Source organism: Microbacterium resistens (assembly GCF_031456305.1).
Taxonomy (GTDB): domain Bacteria; phylum Actinomycetota; class Actinomycetes; order Actinomycetales; family Microbacteriaceae; genus Microbacterium; species Microbacterium resistens_A.
Map to the genome: position 1 here is coordinate 58,090 of NZ_JAVDUM010000004.1, position 16,248 is coordinate 74,337.

A 16,248-nucleotide genomic window follows, 5' to 3' on the forward strand; every position below is an offset into this window, starting at 1 on the left:
CTCGGAGCGGATCGGAGGCGCGGTACCCTCATCCCATGACGTTCAACCCCGACGCCGACATCAGCGGGAACACGACCCGTCGCCGCGGCCGCACGGCCGCGATCGCCGGTGGCGGCGCGGTCGGTCTCGGCGCGGTTGCCGTTCTCCTGATCAGCATGTTCACCGGCGTCGACCTCTCCGGCTTCCTCGGCGGAGGAACGCAGGGCGGCGGCGGTGCGGCGCCGTCCTCGCAGGGCACGGTCCTGGACTGTAAGACGGGTGCGGACGCCAACGCCCGCGACGACTGCCGGATGGCCGGCGCGCAGGTCGCGCTCGACGCCTTCTGGGGCCAGCAGGTGCAGGGGTACCGCGCGCCGCAGATGACGATCGTCGACGGCTCGACCCCGACGCAGTGCGGCACGGCCTCGAACGCCGTCGGTCCCTTCTACTGCCCTCCGGAGGAGGGCGTGTACCTGGACCCGACCTTCTTCCAGGTGATGCGCCAGCAGTTCGGGGCGTCGGCCGGCGAGCTCGCGCAGCTCTACATCGTGGGGCACGAGTGGGGGCACCACATCCAGAACATCACCGGGACGATGTCGGCCCACCCGAACAACGGAACGGGACCCGCGAGCAACGGTGTGCGCACGGAGCTGCAGGCGGACTGCTACGCCGGGGCGTGGATCGGGGACCTCGCCGCATCGAAGGACGACAAGGGCGTCGCCTATATCCAGCCGCCCACCGAGGCGCAGATCAAGGACGCCCTGAACGCCGCGAGCGCGGTCGGTGACGACCACATCCAGGAGCTCTCCGGATTCTCCAACCCGGAGAGCTGGACCCATGGCGGGAGCAGCGAGCGCCAGGCGTGGTTCGCCAACGGCTACAAGAACGGCCTCGGATCCTGCGACACCTTCACGCCCCCGGACTCCGCGTTCCGGCCCTGACCCACCACCCCTCGGGGGTCGGGCTTTGCGCGAAGGCCGGGTTCTGCTCGCGCTGCTCTTCCCAGCGCGCGCGGGTGAAATCGACGCAGCGTGAGCTGCGAACGACAGCGTGGGCGTCAGGATGCAGCGCGGGTCAGGCCCGCATCGCGTGGACCAGGGTGCGCAGCAGGGCGAGCACGCCGCCCCGTGCGCGGAACCGGGTCAGGCCCTCGCTCACCTCGGGCGCGGTGCGGGCCGAGGCGAACCACGGCGGCTTCGGCAGGATCGTGAACCGGCCGCCGGACGCGGGTGACCCGAGCACGGAGCCGATGGCGCCGAGCGACCGCGGGAACGGCCGGAACGGGCCGCGCACGACCGAACGCTCGACGTCGGCGAGCAGCAGGGCGTTGTGCACCACGCCGATCCCGCTGCCGACATCCTCGATCGTCCCGCCGGGGTACGCCCCCCAGGACATGGTCGGGGTGATGAACGCGAAGCCGGTCCAGGCGTTGATCGCGATGTCGCCGTACGCCAGCTCGGCGATCGATCGCTCGAAGCCCTCGCCGAGGGCACGCTCGGTGGCGGGGTCGATCAGCACGTTGGCGCCGAGCGTCCCCTGCAGCCTCTCGTTGGCGTGCGCGACCGCGGCGTCCAGGAAGGCCTGCCCCTGTCCGGGCAGCGTCACGATGCCGAGAACCGGGGCGAAGTACTCCGTCTGCTCGAGCGCCGCCGCGTCGTCCTCGGGGCCGATCTCGACGAGGAGGCGGTCGGCCAGCACGAGCGCGTCCGGATAGGAGTCGGCCGCCTGCTGCATCCGCTCGTCCGAGCGCGGGTACCAGATCGGGCGCTCAGGAGCCGTGGCATAGGCGCGGCGGAGCTCGGCGCGGAACTGGTCGGCCTGCGCCCAGTCCGAGGAGAGGATCACGACCTGGCCGGCGATGCAGTTGTGCCCGCTGTTCTGCAGGCGCATCGTGGCGATGTGCTCGGCCTGGAAGCGGAGGTCCTCGGCGCTCCACTCGCCGGGGACGACGATGATCGGTGAGACCCCGCCGAGCTCGGCCGTGATCGGCTTCTTCAGCTGGGGGCGGTCCTCCCTGCGGCGACGCTTGCCCGCGGCCCCGGTGCCCCACACGATCGCGTCGAACGTCGGTGCGGAGCCCGTGATGTGCACATGGGCGAAGTCGGGGAGCGCGGTCAGGTAGGCCCCGACGTCGGGACCGCCGCGCACGATCCGGAGGAGCCCGAGAGCGGTGAGCGGCGCCAGGGCGCGCTCGTACACCGGGACCATCGGGTCCTGCGTGGGGTTGACCTTCAGGAGCGTCACGCGGTCGTGCGCCAGCAGCTCGTAGAGCACGTCGAGCACCGGGATGGAGGTGACGTTGCCGGCCCCGAGCACCAGCCCGATCCCGCCGTCCCCCTCCCGCGGGGTGCGCTGGGCGAGGCCCGCGCGGGCGCGCGCCTCGCCGGGGGTGACGCCCGGTCGCAGCCAGACCTCCCCGGTGAACCCGGAGAGGAGCACCCTGTCGATCCCGGTCAGCGGGAAGGCGTGGACCCGGGTGCGCGCGCCGGGGCAGCGATCGATGCGGACGCCGTCCAGGGGGTTGCGTCCCGTGGCGATCCGATCCAGCGTCTCGACGTAGGCGTCGAGCGCGCCGAGGACGCCGTAGGGGCCGCTGAGCCACTCCTCGCCGCGGAGGGGGTGCGCGGGCGAGAGGCCCTTGGAAGCGGCCGCCGTCCTCGCCCATGCCCGCGCGGTGTCGGCCACCGCGCGGCGAACGCCGCGGAGGAGGGTGGCGCGCTGCCCGACGGTCAGGCTCGCCCAGGTGCGCGTCCCCTCGCGGAGGTCGGCGATCGCGGTGTCGATGGGCGTCTTGACCTCTTCGGCGAGGGTCTTGGGCATCGGGTTCTCCTTCAGCGCGGGGCCGTTCCAGACTACGCGGATGCGTCTCGGCGCGGCCTGTGCCTTCCTCCTGAATCCATGCCCGCCTCAGCCCGGCGATTCTGCCCGGCCGGTTCTGCCCGCCGGTTCTGCCCCGGCGTGGCAGTTCTTGCTGGTTCGGCGGCCTTTGAACCCACAGAAGCTGCCACGCCGGGGCACAAAAGTTGCTAGACCGGGGCGCGCGCACCGCACGTCCGGGCCTGCGCGGGCAGGTCAGGCGTCGATGTCGGCGCGGCGGAGGCGGTAGCGGGAGAGGGTCGCGAGGCTCAGCAGGATCAGGGCCGCCGGGATCACGCTGAAGCACAGCACGATGGCGGCGACCGCGGCATCCGGCTGGGTGGCCGTCTCGCCGGCGACGCGGGAGGCGTACCCGGTGATCGCGAGGGCGGTCGAGACGATCGTGGCGCCGAGGGCGAAGCCGACGGTCTCGCCGGCCGTCCAGACGCCGGTGAACGTGCCGGCCTGCCCCGGTCCGGTCACGCGCTCGTCGTGCGAGATCACGTCCGGCAGCATCGCCATCGGCAGCGCCTGCAGGCCCGCATAGGCGACGCCGGCGACGGCGACGGACGCGTAGATCCAGGATCCCGGCGCCCAGAGCGCGGCCGTGACGCTGACCGCGGCCACCAGGAACAGCGCCGAGGCGGCGGCGAACGCGCGTTCCTTCCCGATCCGACGCGACAGGCGCTCCCACAGCGGCGTCGCGACCAGCGCCGGGGCCACCAGCGCTGCGAAGAGCAGGGTGACGGCGCTCTCCGAGTGCATCACCCAGGTCGCGACGTACTGCGCTCCGGCGAGCATCGTGCCCGTCGCCAGCGCCTGCAGGAGGAAGGTGCCCAGCAGCGCACGGAACGGCGCGGAGCGGCGCAGCGCCTGGACCCCGGTCGCGTACTGCTCTCGCAGGCTCGTCGCGGGGAGGGATGCGGGGGTCCGCTCGACGCGCGCGGCGTCGGCGGTGCGCGACGCGATGAGCATGCCGATCCCGATCACGAGGCCTGCGACGACGCCCATCACGAGGTATCCGGTGACGGGGTCGCCGGTCAGCCGCCGCAGCTCCGGTCCGCCCGCGCCGAAGAGGAGGATGGCGGCCGTGAGCACGATCACGCGCCAGCTCAGGAGACGGGTGCGCTCGTCGTAGCTGCGGGTGAGCTCTGCGGGCAGCGCGACGTACGGAACCTGGAACACGCTGAAGGCCGTCGCCGTCGCCAGGAACGCGACCAGGACGCAGAGGGCGCCGGCGACAGGGCCGAACGCCGGCGGGACGGCGAAGGTCAGCGCGAAGAAGACCGGAAGGAGGAACCCGCCGGCCACCATGAAGCCCCGTCGCGTCCCGGTGCGGGCGAGCGCCCGGTCGGATGCGGCGCCGATGACCGGGTCGATGAGCACGTCCCAGATCTTGGCGGCGGTCACGATCGCCCCGGCCAGCAGCGCCGTGACGCCCAGGTTGTCGGTGAGGAAGTACGTCAGGACGAGGCCGGGCAGTGTGGCGTACCCGCCGGTGCCGAGGGAACCGGCCGCATAGCGGGCGATCGTGCGCGCGGGAAGACGGGAGGGTGCTCGTTCGGGTCGAGCGACGGTGCTCATCGCGCCAGCTTATCGGCGCGGATCCGTCGCTTTCGGCGCATTCCTGGCGAGAGGGAACACCGTGCTCCAGCGAGACTCGGATGACGAGGCTCAGGTGATGAGGCTCAGGCGATGAGGTTCAGGCGATGAGGCTTAGAACAGCAGGCTCAGATGAGGGAGAGCTCGCGGAGCTTGGCCTCGACGTCGGCGTTGGACGGCTCGACGTGGTGGGAGGCGTCGGGATAGAGCACGACCGGGATGTTCATGCGCCCCGAGATCTCCTTCGCCACATCGGCCGCCGCAGGGTCCGCGACCAGATCCACATATGTGTATTCGACGCCGAGCTCATCGAGCTGCTTCTTCGTGCGGATGCAGTCGCGGCACCAGTCGGCGCCGAACATCGTGATGGTCTCGGTGGCGGGAACGGTCATGTTTCCAGGGTACGACCGATGCGGATGGCGGGGCGAATCCGGGCCGGAATGGGGTCTGGAACCTCTCGGTGAGACCGCTCCCGGAGATAACGGATGGGAAACACGCAGGTTTGTCCGGCCAGGACATGGCAGCATTGGAGGCGCATTGTCTGGAGGAGGGGTATGGACGGGATAGCGCCCGTGGGTGTGACGGTGATCGTCCCGACCTTCAACGAACGCGACAACATCGCCGAGCTCGTGGCTCGGGTGACCGACGCGCTGGACGGTCAGGAGGGCGAGATCCTCTTTGTCGACGACAGCACCGATGACACTCCGGTCGTCGCTCGACGAGTGGCCGCCGCCGCGTCGATCCCCGTGCGCGTGCTGCACCGGGACGACCCCGTCGGCGGTCTGGGCGGCGCGGTGGTCGAGGGACTGCGCGCGGCCGAGAACGACCTGTGCATCGTCATGGACGGCGACCTGCAGCATCCGCCTGAGCTGATCCCGGATCTCATCGCACGCTATGAGGAGGGCGACGCCGATGTCGTCGCCGCGTCGCGCTACATCGGCGGTGGCGACAGCGGAGGACTGGGAACCGCGATGCGCTTCGGCGTCTCCCGTGGCGCGACCCTGCTGACCAAGGCGATGTTCCCCATCCGGCTCTCGCCCAGCTCCGACCCGATGACCGGCTTCTTCCTCGTGGACCGTCGCCGCATCGACCCCGCCGCGCTCCAGCCCAACGGGTTCAAGATCCTCCTCGAGATCCTCGTCCGCTCCGACGTGCGCGTCGCCGAGGTCCCGATGGAGTTCGGCGAGCGGCTGCACGGCACGTCCAAGGCGACGTTCCGGCAGGGGACCACGTTCCTCGCCCACCTCACCAGGCTCCGGTTCGGGAAGATGTCCCTCTTCGCGATCATCGGCGGCCTCGGGGCCGTCGCGAACCTCGCGATCATGTGGCTGCTGACCACCCTCGGCGTGGAGTACGTCTGGGCCGCGGTGGTGGCTGCGGAGGTCACGATCCTCGGGAACTTCTACCTGCAGGAGCGCTACGTCTTCGCGGACATGAAGGATGAGGCATCCAGTCTCCCCGTGCGGTTCGCGACCTCGTTCGCGTTCAACAACGTCGAGGCCGCGCTGCGCATCCCCGTGCTCGCCTTCATGGTCGAGACCTGGCACATCTCCAGCATCCTCGCCGCCGCGATCTCGCTGGTGGTCGCGTTCTTCGTGCGCTTCGTGTTCCACTCGCTCGTGGTCTACGCCCCCCGCCGATCCTCGAAGAGGAAGTCGGTCGCGGGCGCCACGCACCCCGACCGGGTGCGTGCGTCGGCGGACGCCACGGCCGGTCGTGGAGAGGTCGGCTCCGAGGCGGCCTGACCCCTCGCCCGCTTCGCGCGGGTGCTCGACCGCGCCCTGCCGCGTTCTGCGGTTCCCGTCGCGATAACGGCCGCCTGATGCGCTCCGTCGCGGCACATTTCGCGACGGGAACGCCCAGAAGGAAGCCGGGGCGGGCTCGGCGGTGACAGGCGACGGGGCGAGGCCCCGATGGGGCGAGGCACCGACGGGGCGGGGCACCGATGGGGCGAGGCACCGGGGTGGCTCGCCAGGAACGGCGGCGGGCCTCGGGTCAGCCGATGTTCGAGATCAGGTCGTCCAGGGTGTCGCCGTAGTTGATCCGGATCACGGGGAGCGCGAGCTTGTCGGTGCCGGGCGTGACGTAGCCCCAGTCGATCGTTCGGCCCAGCAGGAAGCCGGCCTTGGTCACGCCCTCCTTGGTCGTGTCGTTGTAGTGCCCGTACGGGTACGCCACGACCTCCTTGGCGCCGCCCAGGATCGCAGCGGACTGCTCCAGGTCCTCGGCGATCTGGTCGGCGGTCCAGTTGACCATCCGACCCTTTCCGTTGTCGCCGGCCTCGTGCATGTTGTTCGTGTGCGATCGCTGGATGACATACGGCGAAGGCGACGGATCCTGGCGTGCGTTGGTGATCACGAACGAGGTGGTCAGCAGCTTGTTCGCGGTCACGATCGGCACCGCGAGGTCGAGCCAGGTCTGGTCGGCGTCGTCGTCGGTGATGATCGCCGAATGCGGGGGGATGTAGAGCGAGCCGTCGATGAATGCGTTCAGCTCGTCCCAGGTGGGCAGGTAGAACTTGCTGTCCGCGATGTGCTTCATCTGCGCCTCGAAGTCCCCGATGTACGCGTAGTTGCCGCGCAGCCAGCCGTCTTCGCCCTCGGGCTTGGTCGTGAACTGGTGGTACATGAGGATCGGCACCTTGGTCCCGGCGGCCGTGTTCTGCTCCGGCGTCATCCACGAGCCGTAGAGGGTGATCTGGCGGTCCGTGCAGGCGGTCAGCGCGGAGCCGTTGATCCGTGCGGTCGGCGTGTAGGCTGCGGCGTCCTCGGGCGTGGCGTACCAGCCCGCGAAGACCGAGCCCGCACGGGCGGGGATCGGCAGCCCCGTGTAGAGCACGCCCTGGGTCTGCAGCATCGGGTCCAGGGCGATGCCGTCGCCCTGGAAGGACACGGCGCAGGCGTTGGGGTCCGTCGCCCCGGCGAGGAGCGCCTCTGCCGGCGACTTCGGTGTCGGCGTCTCGCTCGGTGCGGTCGATCCCGCCGGCGCCGGGTTCGCCTCGGCGCTCGTCCCGTTGAGGAGCGCGCGGACGGCGACCACCGAGAGCGTCGCCACGAGGGCCAGCGCAAGGACGGCGACGAGTCCGACCAGCAGGCGGCGTCGCCGGATCACGGCACGGGACGGGCGCGCGGAGTGTCGGGGAGTCGGCGAGGGGGAGGCCATGCCGTGATTCTAGAAGGCGCGGGGGTCCGCAACGGTGAGCGACAGCCGTGAGTGAGGTCCGGTGCGGGTGAGGAGGGCGGGTCGAGGCGGATTCCCCTCCGGAACTGAGGGGAATCCCTTAGTCTCGGGCGCGTCCGCATCGCCCGCATCGCCCGCTCGCCTGCGTGAACAAACGAGCGAGCCTAGGGGAGGGGCGTGGACGTGTCGGGTCCGCGAGGCGGCAGCGCGAGGTGCATCGCCGTCGCCCGGGAGAAGCCGTAGAGGCGTGCGAAAGGACCCATCCGATCCACCTTCCCGGCCACGAAGCCCTGTCGTTCGTAGAGGGCGCGGGCGCGCGGGTTCGTGTCGATCACGCTCAGGGAGACGCGGGTGAGGCCCCGTTCCCTGGCGATGTCCGCCGTCTCGGCGAGGAGCAGTGAGCCGATTCCCTGCCCGCGGGCGGCGGAATCGACGCAGAGACCGTCCAGCAGCAGCTCTCCGCGTCGGGGCGAGCGGTGGAGTGGCGCCAGCAGCAGCGAGCGCCACCACGCGCTCGCCGCAGAGGTCGCGCGGACCAGCCCGCGATAGGTGGGGTCGAAGGCCGGGCCGTCAGGGGTGTGGAGTCCGGCGAGCCCGAGGAGCCGGTCGTCCTCGCCGATCGCGGTGAGCACGCGATCGAGATGGAGGTGGTGTGCGACGAACTCCCGCATCGGGCCGTCCTCGCCGATCGCGGGCGACAGCTTGGCGCGGAACGCCTCGATGTACAGCTCTGCGGCCCGGACGCGATCCTGGGGGCGCAGGTGGCGGAGGATGTGGACGACCATGAAAAGATCATAGCTTGCACGATCGTGCATCTACTGAGAGAAGACTTGATCGGAATGAGCGGTCGGCTGGATGTCGAGGGCGGTCTGCTAGGGTTGTGGTTTCCGCGCCATTCCCTGCCGTTCTCACCGGCGCCGCGCGATTCCCCGGCCGGGGCACTGTATCCCGGATGATCCGCACCGATGCGCGTTCGTCCGCTCCGGCACCATAGACAAGAGGCGGCCCTTCGTGCGCCGCCGGCAAGCACATGAGCATCACCATGAACATCACCGATACCTCGGCGCGCTCCGACGCGCCCCTCACCTGGAAGCAGGCGGCAGACGACGTCTTCGTCGCCACTCGTGAAGGCGAGTTCGCAGGATTCGTCACCATCGAGCCGCACGCCCACATCCTGCATGACCAGCACAGCCGACGCGTCGGCTCCTATCCCACGCTCGCCGCGGCCAGGGCCGCGCTCATCGACGATCCGCGCCCGAAGGCCCGCCGTCGCGGCGCGCAGCAGGCACGTCGCCGCCGCCGCCGTCCCGCCGCCTGATCGTCCGGCCGCCTGATCGTCTGGCTGCCTGATCGTCTGGCTGCTTGATCGTCAGGCTGCCTGATCGTCCTGTCGCTCGCGCTGCCCGCCGCTCTCAGCGGCTCAGGCCGGGGGCAGTGCGGCGACGGCGCTCACCTCGATGAGCGCGCCGGGCACGCCGAGGCCCGCCACGAGCGCCGACGTGACGAGAGGCGGCGGCCCCGTGCGTGCGAGCTTCGGCCCGACGGCACCGTAGGCCGCGCGCAGATCCGCATCCTGATGGATGAGCACGGTCCAGCTGACGACGTCGGCGAGCGACGCGCCCGCCGCCCGGAGCGCGGTCTCCGCGTTGTCGACGGCGCGGGCCGACTGGACGGCGATGTCGTCGGAGACGACCGCACCCGTCTCGTCGACCCCGTTCTGCCCGCCGACCAGGATCGTCGTGCAGCCGGGCGGGATGACGGCGGCATGGCTGAACGCCGGGCTGACCACGAGGCCGTCCGGCTGAAGGAGCGAGATGTTCATGTGCGCAGTCTGCCCCGGGGGTCCGACATTCCCCAGGTCGGAGGTGGGAGGGCGCTGGGGACGCCGCCGGCTACACCCGGTTGGTGTCGCGGCGGAACATCAGCACGGCGAAGCCGGTGAACAGGAGGAACCAGACGATCAGGTTCGGCGCCGCCCAGACGTCCGGCGCCTGCCCGACGATCGCGGACTGCGACAGGTCGGCGATACCCCAGACCGGGGTGAACTTCGCCGCGATCTGCACGCCCTCCGGCATCAGATAGAGCGGGAAGAACAGTCCGCCCATGAAGCTCAGCACCGGCAGGATCGGGCCGAGGTAGCGCATGGCGTTCTGCGCGGGGAACGCGTAGCCGACGGCGAGTCCCAGGCTCGTCATCATGAGCGAGCTCAGCCACGCCAGCAGGCCGGCGCCGATCAGGTTGCCGAGCGGGGCGGTGATGCCCATCGCCGTGCCGACGATGATGGTGACGATCACGGCCAGCCCGCCGAGCACCAGTCCGCAGAGGACCTTGACGAGGATGTAGACGATCGGGTTCAGCGGCGTCAGGCGCAGCTGCCGGCTCCACCCCTGCGCGCGCTCGGAGGCGACCGAGACGCCCGTCATGGTGCTCGCGACCATGGCGCCGTAGACGGCCATCGAGATCATGATCGGCACGGCGGCGGAGATCCCCCCGGCCTCGACCGCGACGTCGTTGATCGACTTGTCGCGGTTGGGGAGGGCGACGAGGAACAGCATCGCGATCGGGAAGATCAGGGTGAAGACCACGACGCTGGAGTTGCGGAACAGCCGCTTGAGCTCGACCGAGAGGAAGGTCCAGCTGAAGCCGCCGAGCGCCGGGGCGCGGCGGGTGGCGGGGTCGATCGCGTCGAGCCGCTCAAGGGGGGCGGAGGTCATCTCATTCGCCTTCCGCGTCGTCGCCGGTGAGGCGCAGGAAGGCCTGCTCCAGGTTCTGGCTGGTGATGGTGATGTCGTGTGCGCTGGTGTGCGTGAAGAGGTGGCGGGCCACGGCGTCGGAGTCGTTCGCGCGGATGATCACCCTCGCGCCGCGGATCTCCACCGCGTCGACCCCGGGGAGGGCGGTGAGGACGGACGCGTCCGCATCCTCCCAGTCGGCCTCGATCGTCCGGCCCGAGGCCATCGCCTTGATCTCGGCCGTGGTGCCGTCCGCGACGATCCGGCCCTTGCGGATGAGGATGATGCGGTCCGCGTACTGGTCCGCCTCCTCCAGGTAGTGCGTCGCGAACAGGACCGTTCGCCCGCGGCGGGCGTCGGCGTGGATGGCCTGCCAGAAGGAGTGCCGCCCCTCGACGTCCATCCCCGTCGTCGGCTCGTCGAGCACGATGAGTCCGGGGTCCGAGACGAGCGCCATCGCGAACCGCAGGCGCTGCTGCTGTCCGCCGGAGCACTTGGACACCTTGCGGTCGGCGATGTCGGCGATGCCCGCCCGTTCGAGGGCGGCGTCGATGCTGGTGGTCTGTGCGAAGAGCGAGGCCGTGAGCTTCATCGTGTCGCGCACCGAGACGTCGCCGAGGAGGCCGCCGGTCTGCATGACCGCCGAGACGAGGCCGCGGCCGATCGCCTGGCGCGGGCTGAGCCCGAACAGTCGCACGTCGCCCCGGTCGGGCTGGGAGAGGCCGAGGAGCATGTCGATCGTGCTGGTCTTGCCGGCGCCGTTCGGTCCGAGGAACGCGACGACCTCGCCCTGGCGGACGGACAGGTCCACGCCGTCGACGGCCGTGAAGCCGTGGAAGCTCTTGGTGAGCCCGGTGGCGGCGATCGCCGGGCGGACCGGTGGCGCCGTGGTCGCCGTTCCGGGCGCCGTTGCTGTCTCGTTCATGGCTCCTAGTCTCTCGCGAGTGCCGAGGACTGCGCTGAGGACCGCGCTGAGGACTCTGCTGTGAACCCGGCCGAGAGCGGCGACGGGTAGGATCGAGAGGACTACAGGAGGTGTCCGGTGATCATCAGGTTCATCGTCTTCGGCGTACTGTTCCTCGGCGGCATGTTGCTGATGGGCATCGCGCCCGGTCTTCCGGCGATGCAGGGCGTGGTCTTCGTCGGCGGCATCCTCAGCTTCAGCCTCGCGCTCGCGGTGATGATGGCCGAGCGCGGCGGCGCCACCAAGCGCTCCCGTTCCTGGGAGTGAGTTCCTCCTCCCCATCCCGGGGCTGACCGCGGTCTGAGCGGGTTCTCTCTCCCGTTTGCGCGGGTCCGTCCCGTTTGCGCGCGTCGTGTCCCGGGTCAGGCGGGCGCGTGCACACCCTGCAGAGCGTGCACGACCGGCGCGAGCTCGGGCTGCGCCGTCGCCTCGGCGAGCACCCGCTCCAGGGTCTCGTCGTGGATCGGGTGGGCCTCGTCGTAGAGGGCTCGGCCGGCGGCGGTGAGCTCGGTGTAGATGCCGCGGCGGTCGTCGGCGCAGAGGATGCGGGTGAGGAGTCCCCGGTCCTCGAGGCGCGTGACCAGGCGCGTGGTCGCGCTGGGGCTGAGCGCCGTCGCGCGGGCGAGCTGCTGCATCCGCATGTGCCAGCCGTCCTGGCGGCTCAGCGCGTCCAGCATCGTGTACTCGACGACGGACAGGTTCACGGAGGCGCCGAGCGCGCGTTCGAGCTCGGCCTCGATGAGGCTGTGGAGTGCGGCGAGCGTGCGCCATCCGCGCGCGCGGATCTCGACGGCGTCGTCTGCGATGCCCATGCATCCCCCTGGGGTCTGTGCGCAGGTCGGATCTGTGGGCACAGATCGTTGCTTGCGCTGGTTAATTGCGTGTGCAATGATTATCCGCATCGGCGCAATATCCCGCGCCTGCAACTACTTTAGCAGAGGCCGGATCGGGCCTCTCGGAGGAGCGGAAACATGCCACTCGGACTCGTCGCGCTCGCCATCGGGGCGTTCGGCATCGGACTCACGGAGTTCGTCATCATGGGGCTGCTGCCGGACGTCGCGGCCGACTTCGCGGTCAGCGAGGCGACCGCCGGATGGCTGATCTCGGGGTATGCGCTGAGCGTCGTGGTCGGCGCTCTCGGACTCACCGCCGCAACAACGCGTCTCCCGCGCAAGCCCGTGCTCCTGGGCCTGGTCGTCCTCTTCATCATCGGCAACGTCGTCACGGCCCTCGCTCCGGACTACGGGGTCGCGATGCTCGGACGTGTGCTCGCCGCCCTCTGCCACGGCGCGTTCTTCGGGATCGGCGCGGTCGTCGCAGCCGATCTCGTCGCCCCCGAGAAGAAGGGGCGCGCGATCGCGATCATGTTCACCGGTCTGACCGCCGCGAACGTGCTCGGTGTGCCGTTCGGGACGTTCCTCGGCCAGCAGCTGGGGTGGCGGTCGACGTTCTGGGCGATCTCGGCCATTGGCGTCCTCGCCTTCATCGGGCTCGTCGTGCTCGTCCCCGCGCTGCACTCGACCGGTGAGAGGGTGAGCCTGCGCACCGAGCTCGGGGCCTTCCGCTCCGGCCAGGTGTGGCTGTCGCTCGTCGTCACCGTGCTGGGCTTCGGCGGCATGTTCGGCGCGTTCACCTACATCGCCTACACCCTGACCGAGGTCAGCGGCTTCGCCAGTGCCACCGTGCCGTGGCTGCTCGTCCTCTTCGGCGTCGGCCTGGTGGTCGGCAACGCGGTGGGCGGACGCCTCGCCGACCGCGCGATCGATCGGACGCTCCTCCTCTTCATCGCCGCCCTCGTCGTCGTGCTCGTCCTCTTCGGGGTCCTCGCCGCATCGCAGCCGGCTGTCATCGTGATCCTGGTGCTCATGGGCGGATTCGGCTTCGGCACGGTCCCTGGACTGCAGAGCCGCATCATGCACTACGCCGGGGGAGCGCCGACGCTCGCCTCCGGCGCGAACATCGGGGCGTTCAACGTGGGCAACGCCCTCGGGGCCTGGGCGGGCGGGGTCGGGATCGCCGCGGGCCTCGGCTACACCTCCCCGATCTGGATCGGTGCCGCGATCACCGCTGCTGCCCTGATCGTCATGGTGATCGCCGCGGTGTCCGCACGCCGTGTCCCGGCGCAGGCCGCGTCCGTTTCGTCGGCCTCTCTCACCTCTGTCGGCCCGCTCTCCTGATTCGGACCGACAAAAGTGAGAGGATCCGACAGAAGTACGAGGATCCGACAGAATGGCCTCTCGACGAAAGGCGCGTGACATGACCACGAAGCACATCGGCATCGTCTGGAATCCCTCGAAGACCAGCAGGGAGGATCTCGAGGGCGCACTCGTGAAGGCGCCGTCGTGGTCCGAGGGGATCACGGTGAGCTGGCACGAGACGCGAGAGGACGATCCGGGCCGCGCCGCCGCTCAGGAGGCGCTCGATGCCGGGGCCGATGTCGTGGCCGCTGCGGGCGGCGACGGAACGGTGCGTGCGGTCGCCGAGCACCTGGCGGACGCCGTCGCCGACGAGGGCGGGCCGGAGTCGGGCGGGTCGTCCGACGGACCCGTCGCGGAGCTGGCGGTCATCCCGCTCGGCACCGGGAATCTCCTCGCCCGCAACATCGACGTCCCGTTGAACGATCTGCCGGGGGCGTTCGAGCGGGCGCTCGCCGGATCGGCCCGCGCGATCGACGTGGGCTGGGCCGAGGCGACCCTCGATGGCCGGGTCGAGCGGAAGGCGTTCGCGGTCATGGCCGGGTTCGGGATCGACGCGCACATGATCACCGAGACGGACGAGGACCTCAAGAGCAAGGCCGGGTGGCTCGCCTACGTCGAGTCCCTCGGGCGTGCCGTCGCCGCGAGCGAGGTCATCGACCTCCGCGTCTCGTTCGACGGCGGGGATGCCGAGGAGGAGAAGGCGCACACTTTCATCATCGGCAACTGCGGCACCCTCCAGGGCGGGATCACACTGCTCCCGGACGCGGATCCCGCCGATGGGCGGCTCGATCTGCTGGTCCTGAACGCGGACGGCATCGTCGGCTGGATGGACACCCTGCGCACCATGGTGTGGGACAACGGGCTCAAGCGCCTCCTCACCGGCGGCGACCGTGCCGAGAGCAGCGACAGCACGATCCACCGACGGCTGACCTCGCTCGTCGTGGAGCTCGACGAGCCGCGAGTGTTCGAGGTCGACGGCGACGACCTCGGCGAGGCGACGCGGATCGAGATCACCGTCCAGCCCGGCGCCGTCCGGATCCGGTAGTCGTCGCGCTCCCCGAAGTCGGGGATCGGGGTTCTGGCGGGTGCGCCGGAGCAGTGACGGTGCCCGCCGCTACCGTCGAAGCATGGAACTCGGAACCGGCCAGCTCATGTTGATCGCCTGGGTGTCGGCCTGGGCGCTCGGCGTCATCCTCGCGCTGCTGATCGCCTACTGGATCATCCGCCTCGCGGTGACGCACGCGCTCCGGTCGCACCATCGCTGGGTGCTGCGCAACACCCCGCGCGCCGCAGCCCCTCCGACGGTGCGGACCGAGATCGTCCGGTAGCGCGGCGGGTCTCTGCGGGATGCCGGCGCTCCCAGGGCGGGCATCGGCGCGGCGGCTAGCGTGAGGGCATGGCCGTGCGCGGGAGGGTCAAGCGACGGGTCGCCCTGGTGGCGGGCCTCGTCGTCGTCGCGTGCGGCGTGGTGGTCGCCGCCGTCCTCGCGGTGAGCCCGCGCGAGCGGACGGACGGGGTCGTGGTGCGTGCGGACGCGCCCGTCCTCGCTGCCGGTGTCTCGGTCGAGGCGCTCCCCCCGGGCGAGGTGGGTGAGCCGGGCTCGGTCGGCGAGGCTGCCCCTGGTCCCGATCCGCGTGCGCGTATCGACGTCGAATGGCTGGCTCGTGCGGCGGGAGCGACCGGCATCCCCGACCGGGCGCTCCTCGCGTACGCGTGGGCGGATCTCGTCGTGTCGAGCGAGGAGCCGTCCTGCGGGATCGGATGGAACACGCTCGCCGGGATCGGCGCCGTCGAGTCCGATCACGGCAGGCACGGCGGTCAGGGGCTCGACGAGAACGGCTACCCGAGCGCCCCGATCCGGGGCGGTGCCCTCAACGGCGACGGTGTCATGGCGATCCCGGACACGGATGGCGGCGTCTGGGACGGCGATACCGTGTGGGACCGCGCGGTCGGGCCGATGCAGTTCATCCCCGAGACCTGGTACCGGTGGGGTGCGGACGCGAGCGGCGACGGCATCGCCGATCCGGATCAGATCGACGACGCGGCCCTGGCGGCGGCGCGGTACCTGTGCGCATCGGGACCGATGCAGGATCCGGCGGGCTGGCGTCACGCGATCCTGAGCTACAACGACCTCGATCAGTACGTCTCGGACGTCGCCCGGCTCGCGAACCGCTACGCGGAGGAGACGCGCTGACCGGTGCAGTGCTGACCCGTGCCGTGCTGATCGGTGAGGTGCGGGACATGGTGGGGGGTGTCCCGGCGGGCCGATAGCGTTGCCCGTGTGAGCAGAGCACTTAGAGTCGTGGCGCGAATCCTCGGGGCGATCGGGCTGGGCGCCGTCGCCGGGCTGCACGCCGTATGGGCGGCGGGGTCGCCCTGGCCGGCCAAGGACGCGAAGCAGCTGTACACGGCCGTCGTCGGGCAGTCCGACCTCCAGCCGAGCGCCGCGGCGACCGGGGTCATCGCGGCGGGGGCGACCGGAGCCGCCCTGCTGTCCGCCGGGGCTCTCGGCGACGGACGCCTGCAGCGGCTCGGCCTGCGTCTGATGGGCACGGTCATGCTGCTCCGCGCCGCATCCGGTGGCTCCGCCGCCCTCATCGTCCTTGGTCTCCCGCCCGCCGGCGACACCTTCCAGCGCCTGGACCGGCGGTACTACCGCCCGTTCGCCGCGATCCTCGGCTTGGCGCTCTGGGTCGCCGCCGGTGGGCGCGGGCGAGTCGGGCGCTGAGGGCTCCGA

General features: G+C 70.8%; 18 protein-coding genes. 9 read left to right on the top strand and 9 right to left on the bottom strand.

Annotation, left to right across the window (positions count from 1 at the left end; all coding sequences use genetic code 11):
* Nucleotides 1-35: 35 nt before the first annotated feature.
* Nucleotides 36-920: a KPN_02809 family neutral zinc metallopeptidase gene (ypfJ, locus tag J2Y69_RS05600; protein ID WP_310018438.1), complete on the top strand. Its 885-nt coding sequence runs from the start codon at nucleotides 36-38 to the stop codon at nucleotides 918-920.
* A 133-nt stretch (nucleotides 921-1,053) separates the two neighbouring features.
* Here ypfJ and J2Y69_RS05605 read toward each other — a convergent pair whose 3' ends face one another.
* From J2Y69_RS05605 to J2Y69_RS05615, 3 genes are all read right to left on the bottom strand, one after another.
* Nucleotides 1,054-2,799, bottom strand: a complete 1,746-nt coding sequence (locus J2Y69_RS05605) for an aldehyde dehydrogenase family protein (protein ID WP_310018440.1) — start codon at nucleotides 2,797-2,799, stop codon at nucleotides 1,054-1,056.
* A gap of 252 nt (nucleotides 2,800-3,051) precedes the next feature.
* Nucleotides 3,052-4,419, bottom strand: a complete 1,368-nt coding sequence (locus J2Y69_RS05610) for an MFS transporter (protein WP_310018442.1) — start codon at nucleotides 4,417-4,419, stop codon at nucleotides 3,052-3,054.
* A 146-nt stretch (nucleotides 4,420-4,565) separates the two neighbouring features.
* Complete coding sequence (locus J2Y69_RS05615) at nucleotides 4,566-4,829, bottom strand: glutaredoxin domain-containing protein (RefSeq protein ID WP_310018444.1); 264 nt, start codon at nucleotides 4,827-4,829, stop codon at nucleotides 4,566-4,568.
* A gap of 162 nt (nucleotides 4,830-4,991) precedes the next feature.
* Here J2Y69_RS05615 and J2Y69_RS05620 point away from each other — a divergent pair, with 162 nt between their 5' ends.
* Nucleotides 4,992-6,182, top strand: a complete 1,191-nt coding sequence (locus tag J2Y69_RS05620; protein ID WP_310018446.1) for a glycosyltransferase — start codon at nucleotides 4,992-4,994, stop codon at nucleotides 6,180-6,182.
* 250 nt (nucleotides 6,183-6,432) lie between these two features.
* Here the strand turns inward: J2Y69_RS05620 and J2Y69_RS05625 are convergent, their stop codons facing one another.
* Together J2Y69_RS05625 and J2Y69_RS05630 are read right to left on the bottom strand one after the other, a co-directional pair.
* Nucleotides 6,433-7,599: a polysaccharide deacetylase family protein gene (locus J2Y69_RS05625; RefSeq protein ID WP_310018448.1), complete on the bottom strand. Its 1,167-nt coding sequence runs from the start codon at nucleotides 7,597-7,599 to the stop codon at nucleotides 6,433-6,435.
* Nucleotides 7,600-7,781: 182 nt separating this feature from the next.
* On the bottom strand, nucleotides 7,782-8,402 hold the full coding sequence (locus J2Y69_RS05630; protein ID WP_310018450.1) for a GNAT family N-acetyltransferase: 621 nt from the start codon (nucleotides 8,400-8,402) through the stop codon (nucleotides 7,782-7,784).
* Between the two features lie 257 nt (nucleotides 8,403-8,659).
* On the opposite strand from J2Y69_RS05630, the gene J2Y69_RS05635 reads away from it, so the two are divergent.
* Nucleotides 8,660-8,935 (top strand): hypothetical protein, encoded by a 276-nt coding sequence (locus J2Y69_RS05635; protein WP_310018453.1) that lies wholly within the window; start codon nucleotides 8,660-8,662, stop codon nucleotides 8,933-8,935.
* Nucleotides 8,936-9,037: 102 nt separating this feature from the next.
* Here the strand turns inward: J2Y69_RS05635 and J2Y69_RS05640 are convergent, their stop codons facing one another.
* From J2Y69_RS05640 to J2Y69_RS05650, 3 genes are all read right to left on the bottom strand, one after another.
* Entirely contained in the window at nucleotides 9,038-9,439 is a 402-nt protein-coding gene (locus J2Y69_RS05640) for a RidA family protein (RefSeq protein ID WP_310018455.1), read from the bottom strand.
* Between the two features lie 70 nt (nucleotides 9,440-9,509).
* Entirely contained in the window at nucleotides 9,510-10,331 is an 822-nt protein-coding gene (locus tag J2Y69_RS05645; RefSeq protein WP_310018457.1) for an ABC transporter permease, read from the bottom strand.
* A gap of 1 nt (nucleotide 10,332) precedes the next feature.
* Complete coding sequence (locus J2Y69_RS05650; RefSeq protein ID WP_310018459.1) at nucleotides 10,333-11,274, bottom strand: ABC transporter ATP-binding protein; 942 nt, start codon at nucleotides 11,272-11,274, stop codon at nucleotides 10,333-10,335.
* 117 nt (nucleotides 11,275-11,391) lie between these two features.
* Between J2Y69_RS05650 and J2Y69_RS05655 the strand changes: the two genes are divergently transcribed.
* The gene (locus tag J2Y69_RS05655; protein WP_310018461.1) at nucleotides 11,392-11,580 is read left to right on the top strand and encodes a hypothetical protein; all 189 of its coding nucleotides are present in this window, start codon (nucleotides 11,392-11,394) and stop codon (nucleotides 11,578-11,580) included.
* A 95-nt stretch (nucleotides 11,581-11,675) separates the two neighbouring features.
* Here the strand turns inward: J2Y69_RS05655 and J2Y69_RS05660 are convergent, their stop codons facing one another.
* Nucleotides 11,676-12,125, bottom strand: coding sequence for a MarR family winged helix-turn-helix transcriptional regulator (locus J2Y69_RS05660; protein ID WP_310018463.1), 450 nt, complete (start codon nucleotides 12,123-12,125; stop codon nucleotides 11,676-11,678).
* 159 nt (nucleotides 12,126-12,284) lie between these two features.
* Between J2Y69_RS05660 and J2Y69_RS05665 the strand changes: the two genes are divergently transcribed.
* From J2Y69_RS05665 to J2Y69_RS05685, 5 genes are all read left to right on the top strand, one after another.
* Nucleotides 12,285-13,490, top strand: coding sequence for an MFS transporter (locus J2Y69_RS05665; RefSeq protein WP_310018465.1), 1,206 nt, complete (start codon nucleotides 12,285-12,287; stop codon nucleotides 13,488-13,490).
* 79 nt (nucleotides 13,491-13,569) lie between these two features.
* Entirely contained in the window at nucleotides 13,570-14,556 is a 987-nt protein-coding gene (locus J2Y69_RS05670) for a diacylglycerol/lipid kinase family protein (protein WP_310018468.1), read from the top strand.
* Nucleotides 14,557-14,638: 82 nt separating this feature from the next.
* Nucleotides 14,639-14,839: a hypothetical protein gene (locus tag J2Y69_RS05675; RefSeq protein ID WP_310018470.1), complete on the top strand. Its 201-nt coding sequence runs from the start codon at nucleotides 14,639-14,641 to the stop codon at nucleotides 14,837-14,839.
* A 68-nt stretch (nucleotides 14,840-14,907) separates the two neighbouring features.
* On the top strand, nucleotides 14,908-15,705 hold the full coding sequence (locus J2Y69_RS05680; RefSeq protein WP_310018472.1) for a lytic transglycosylase domain-containing protein: 798 nt from the start codon (nucleotides 14,908-14,910) through the stop codon (nucleotides 15,703-15,705).
* Nucleotides 15,706-15,792: 87 nt separating this feature from the next.
* A complete protein-coding gene (locus J2Y69_RS05685; RefSeq protein ID WP_310018474.1) occupies nucleotides 15,793-16,239 on the top strand; it encodes a DUF3995 domain-containing protein in 447 nt (148 codons plus the stop codon).
* The last annotated feature ends 9 nt before the right edge of the window (nucleotides 16,240-16,248 follow it).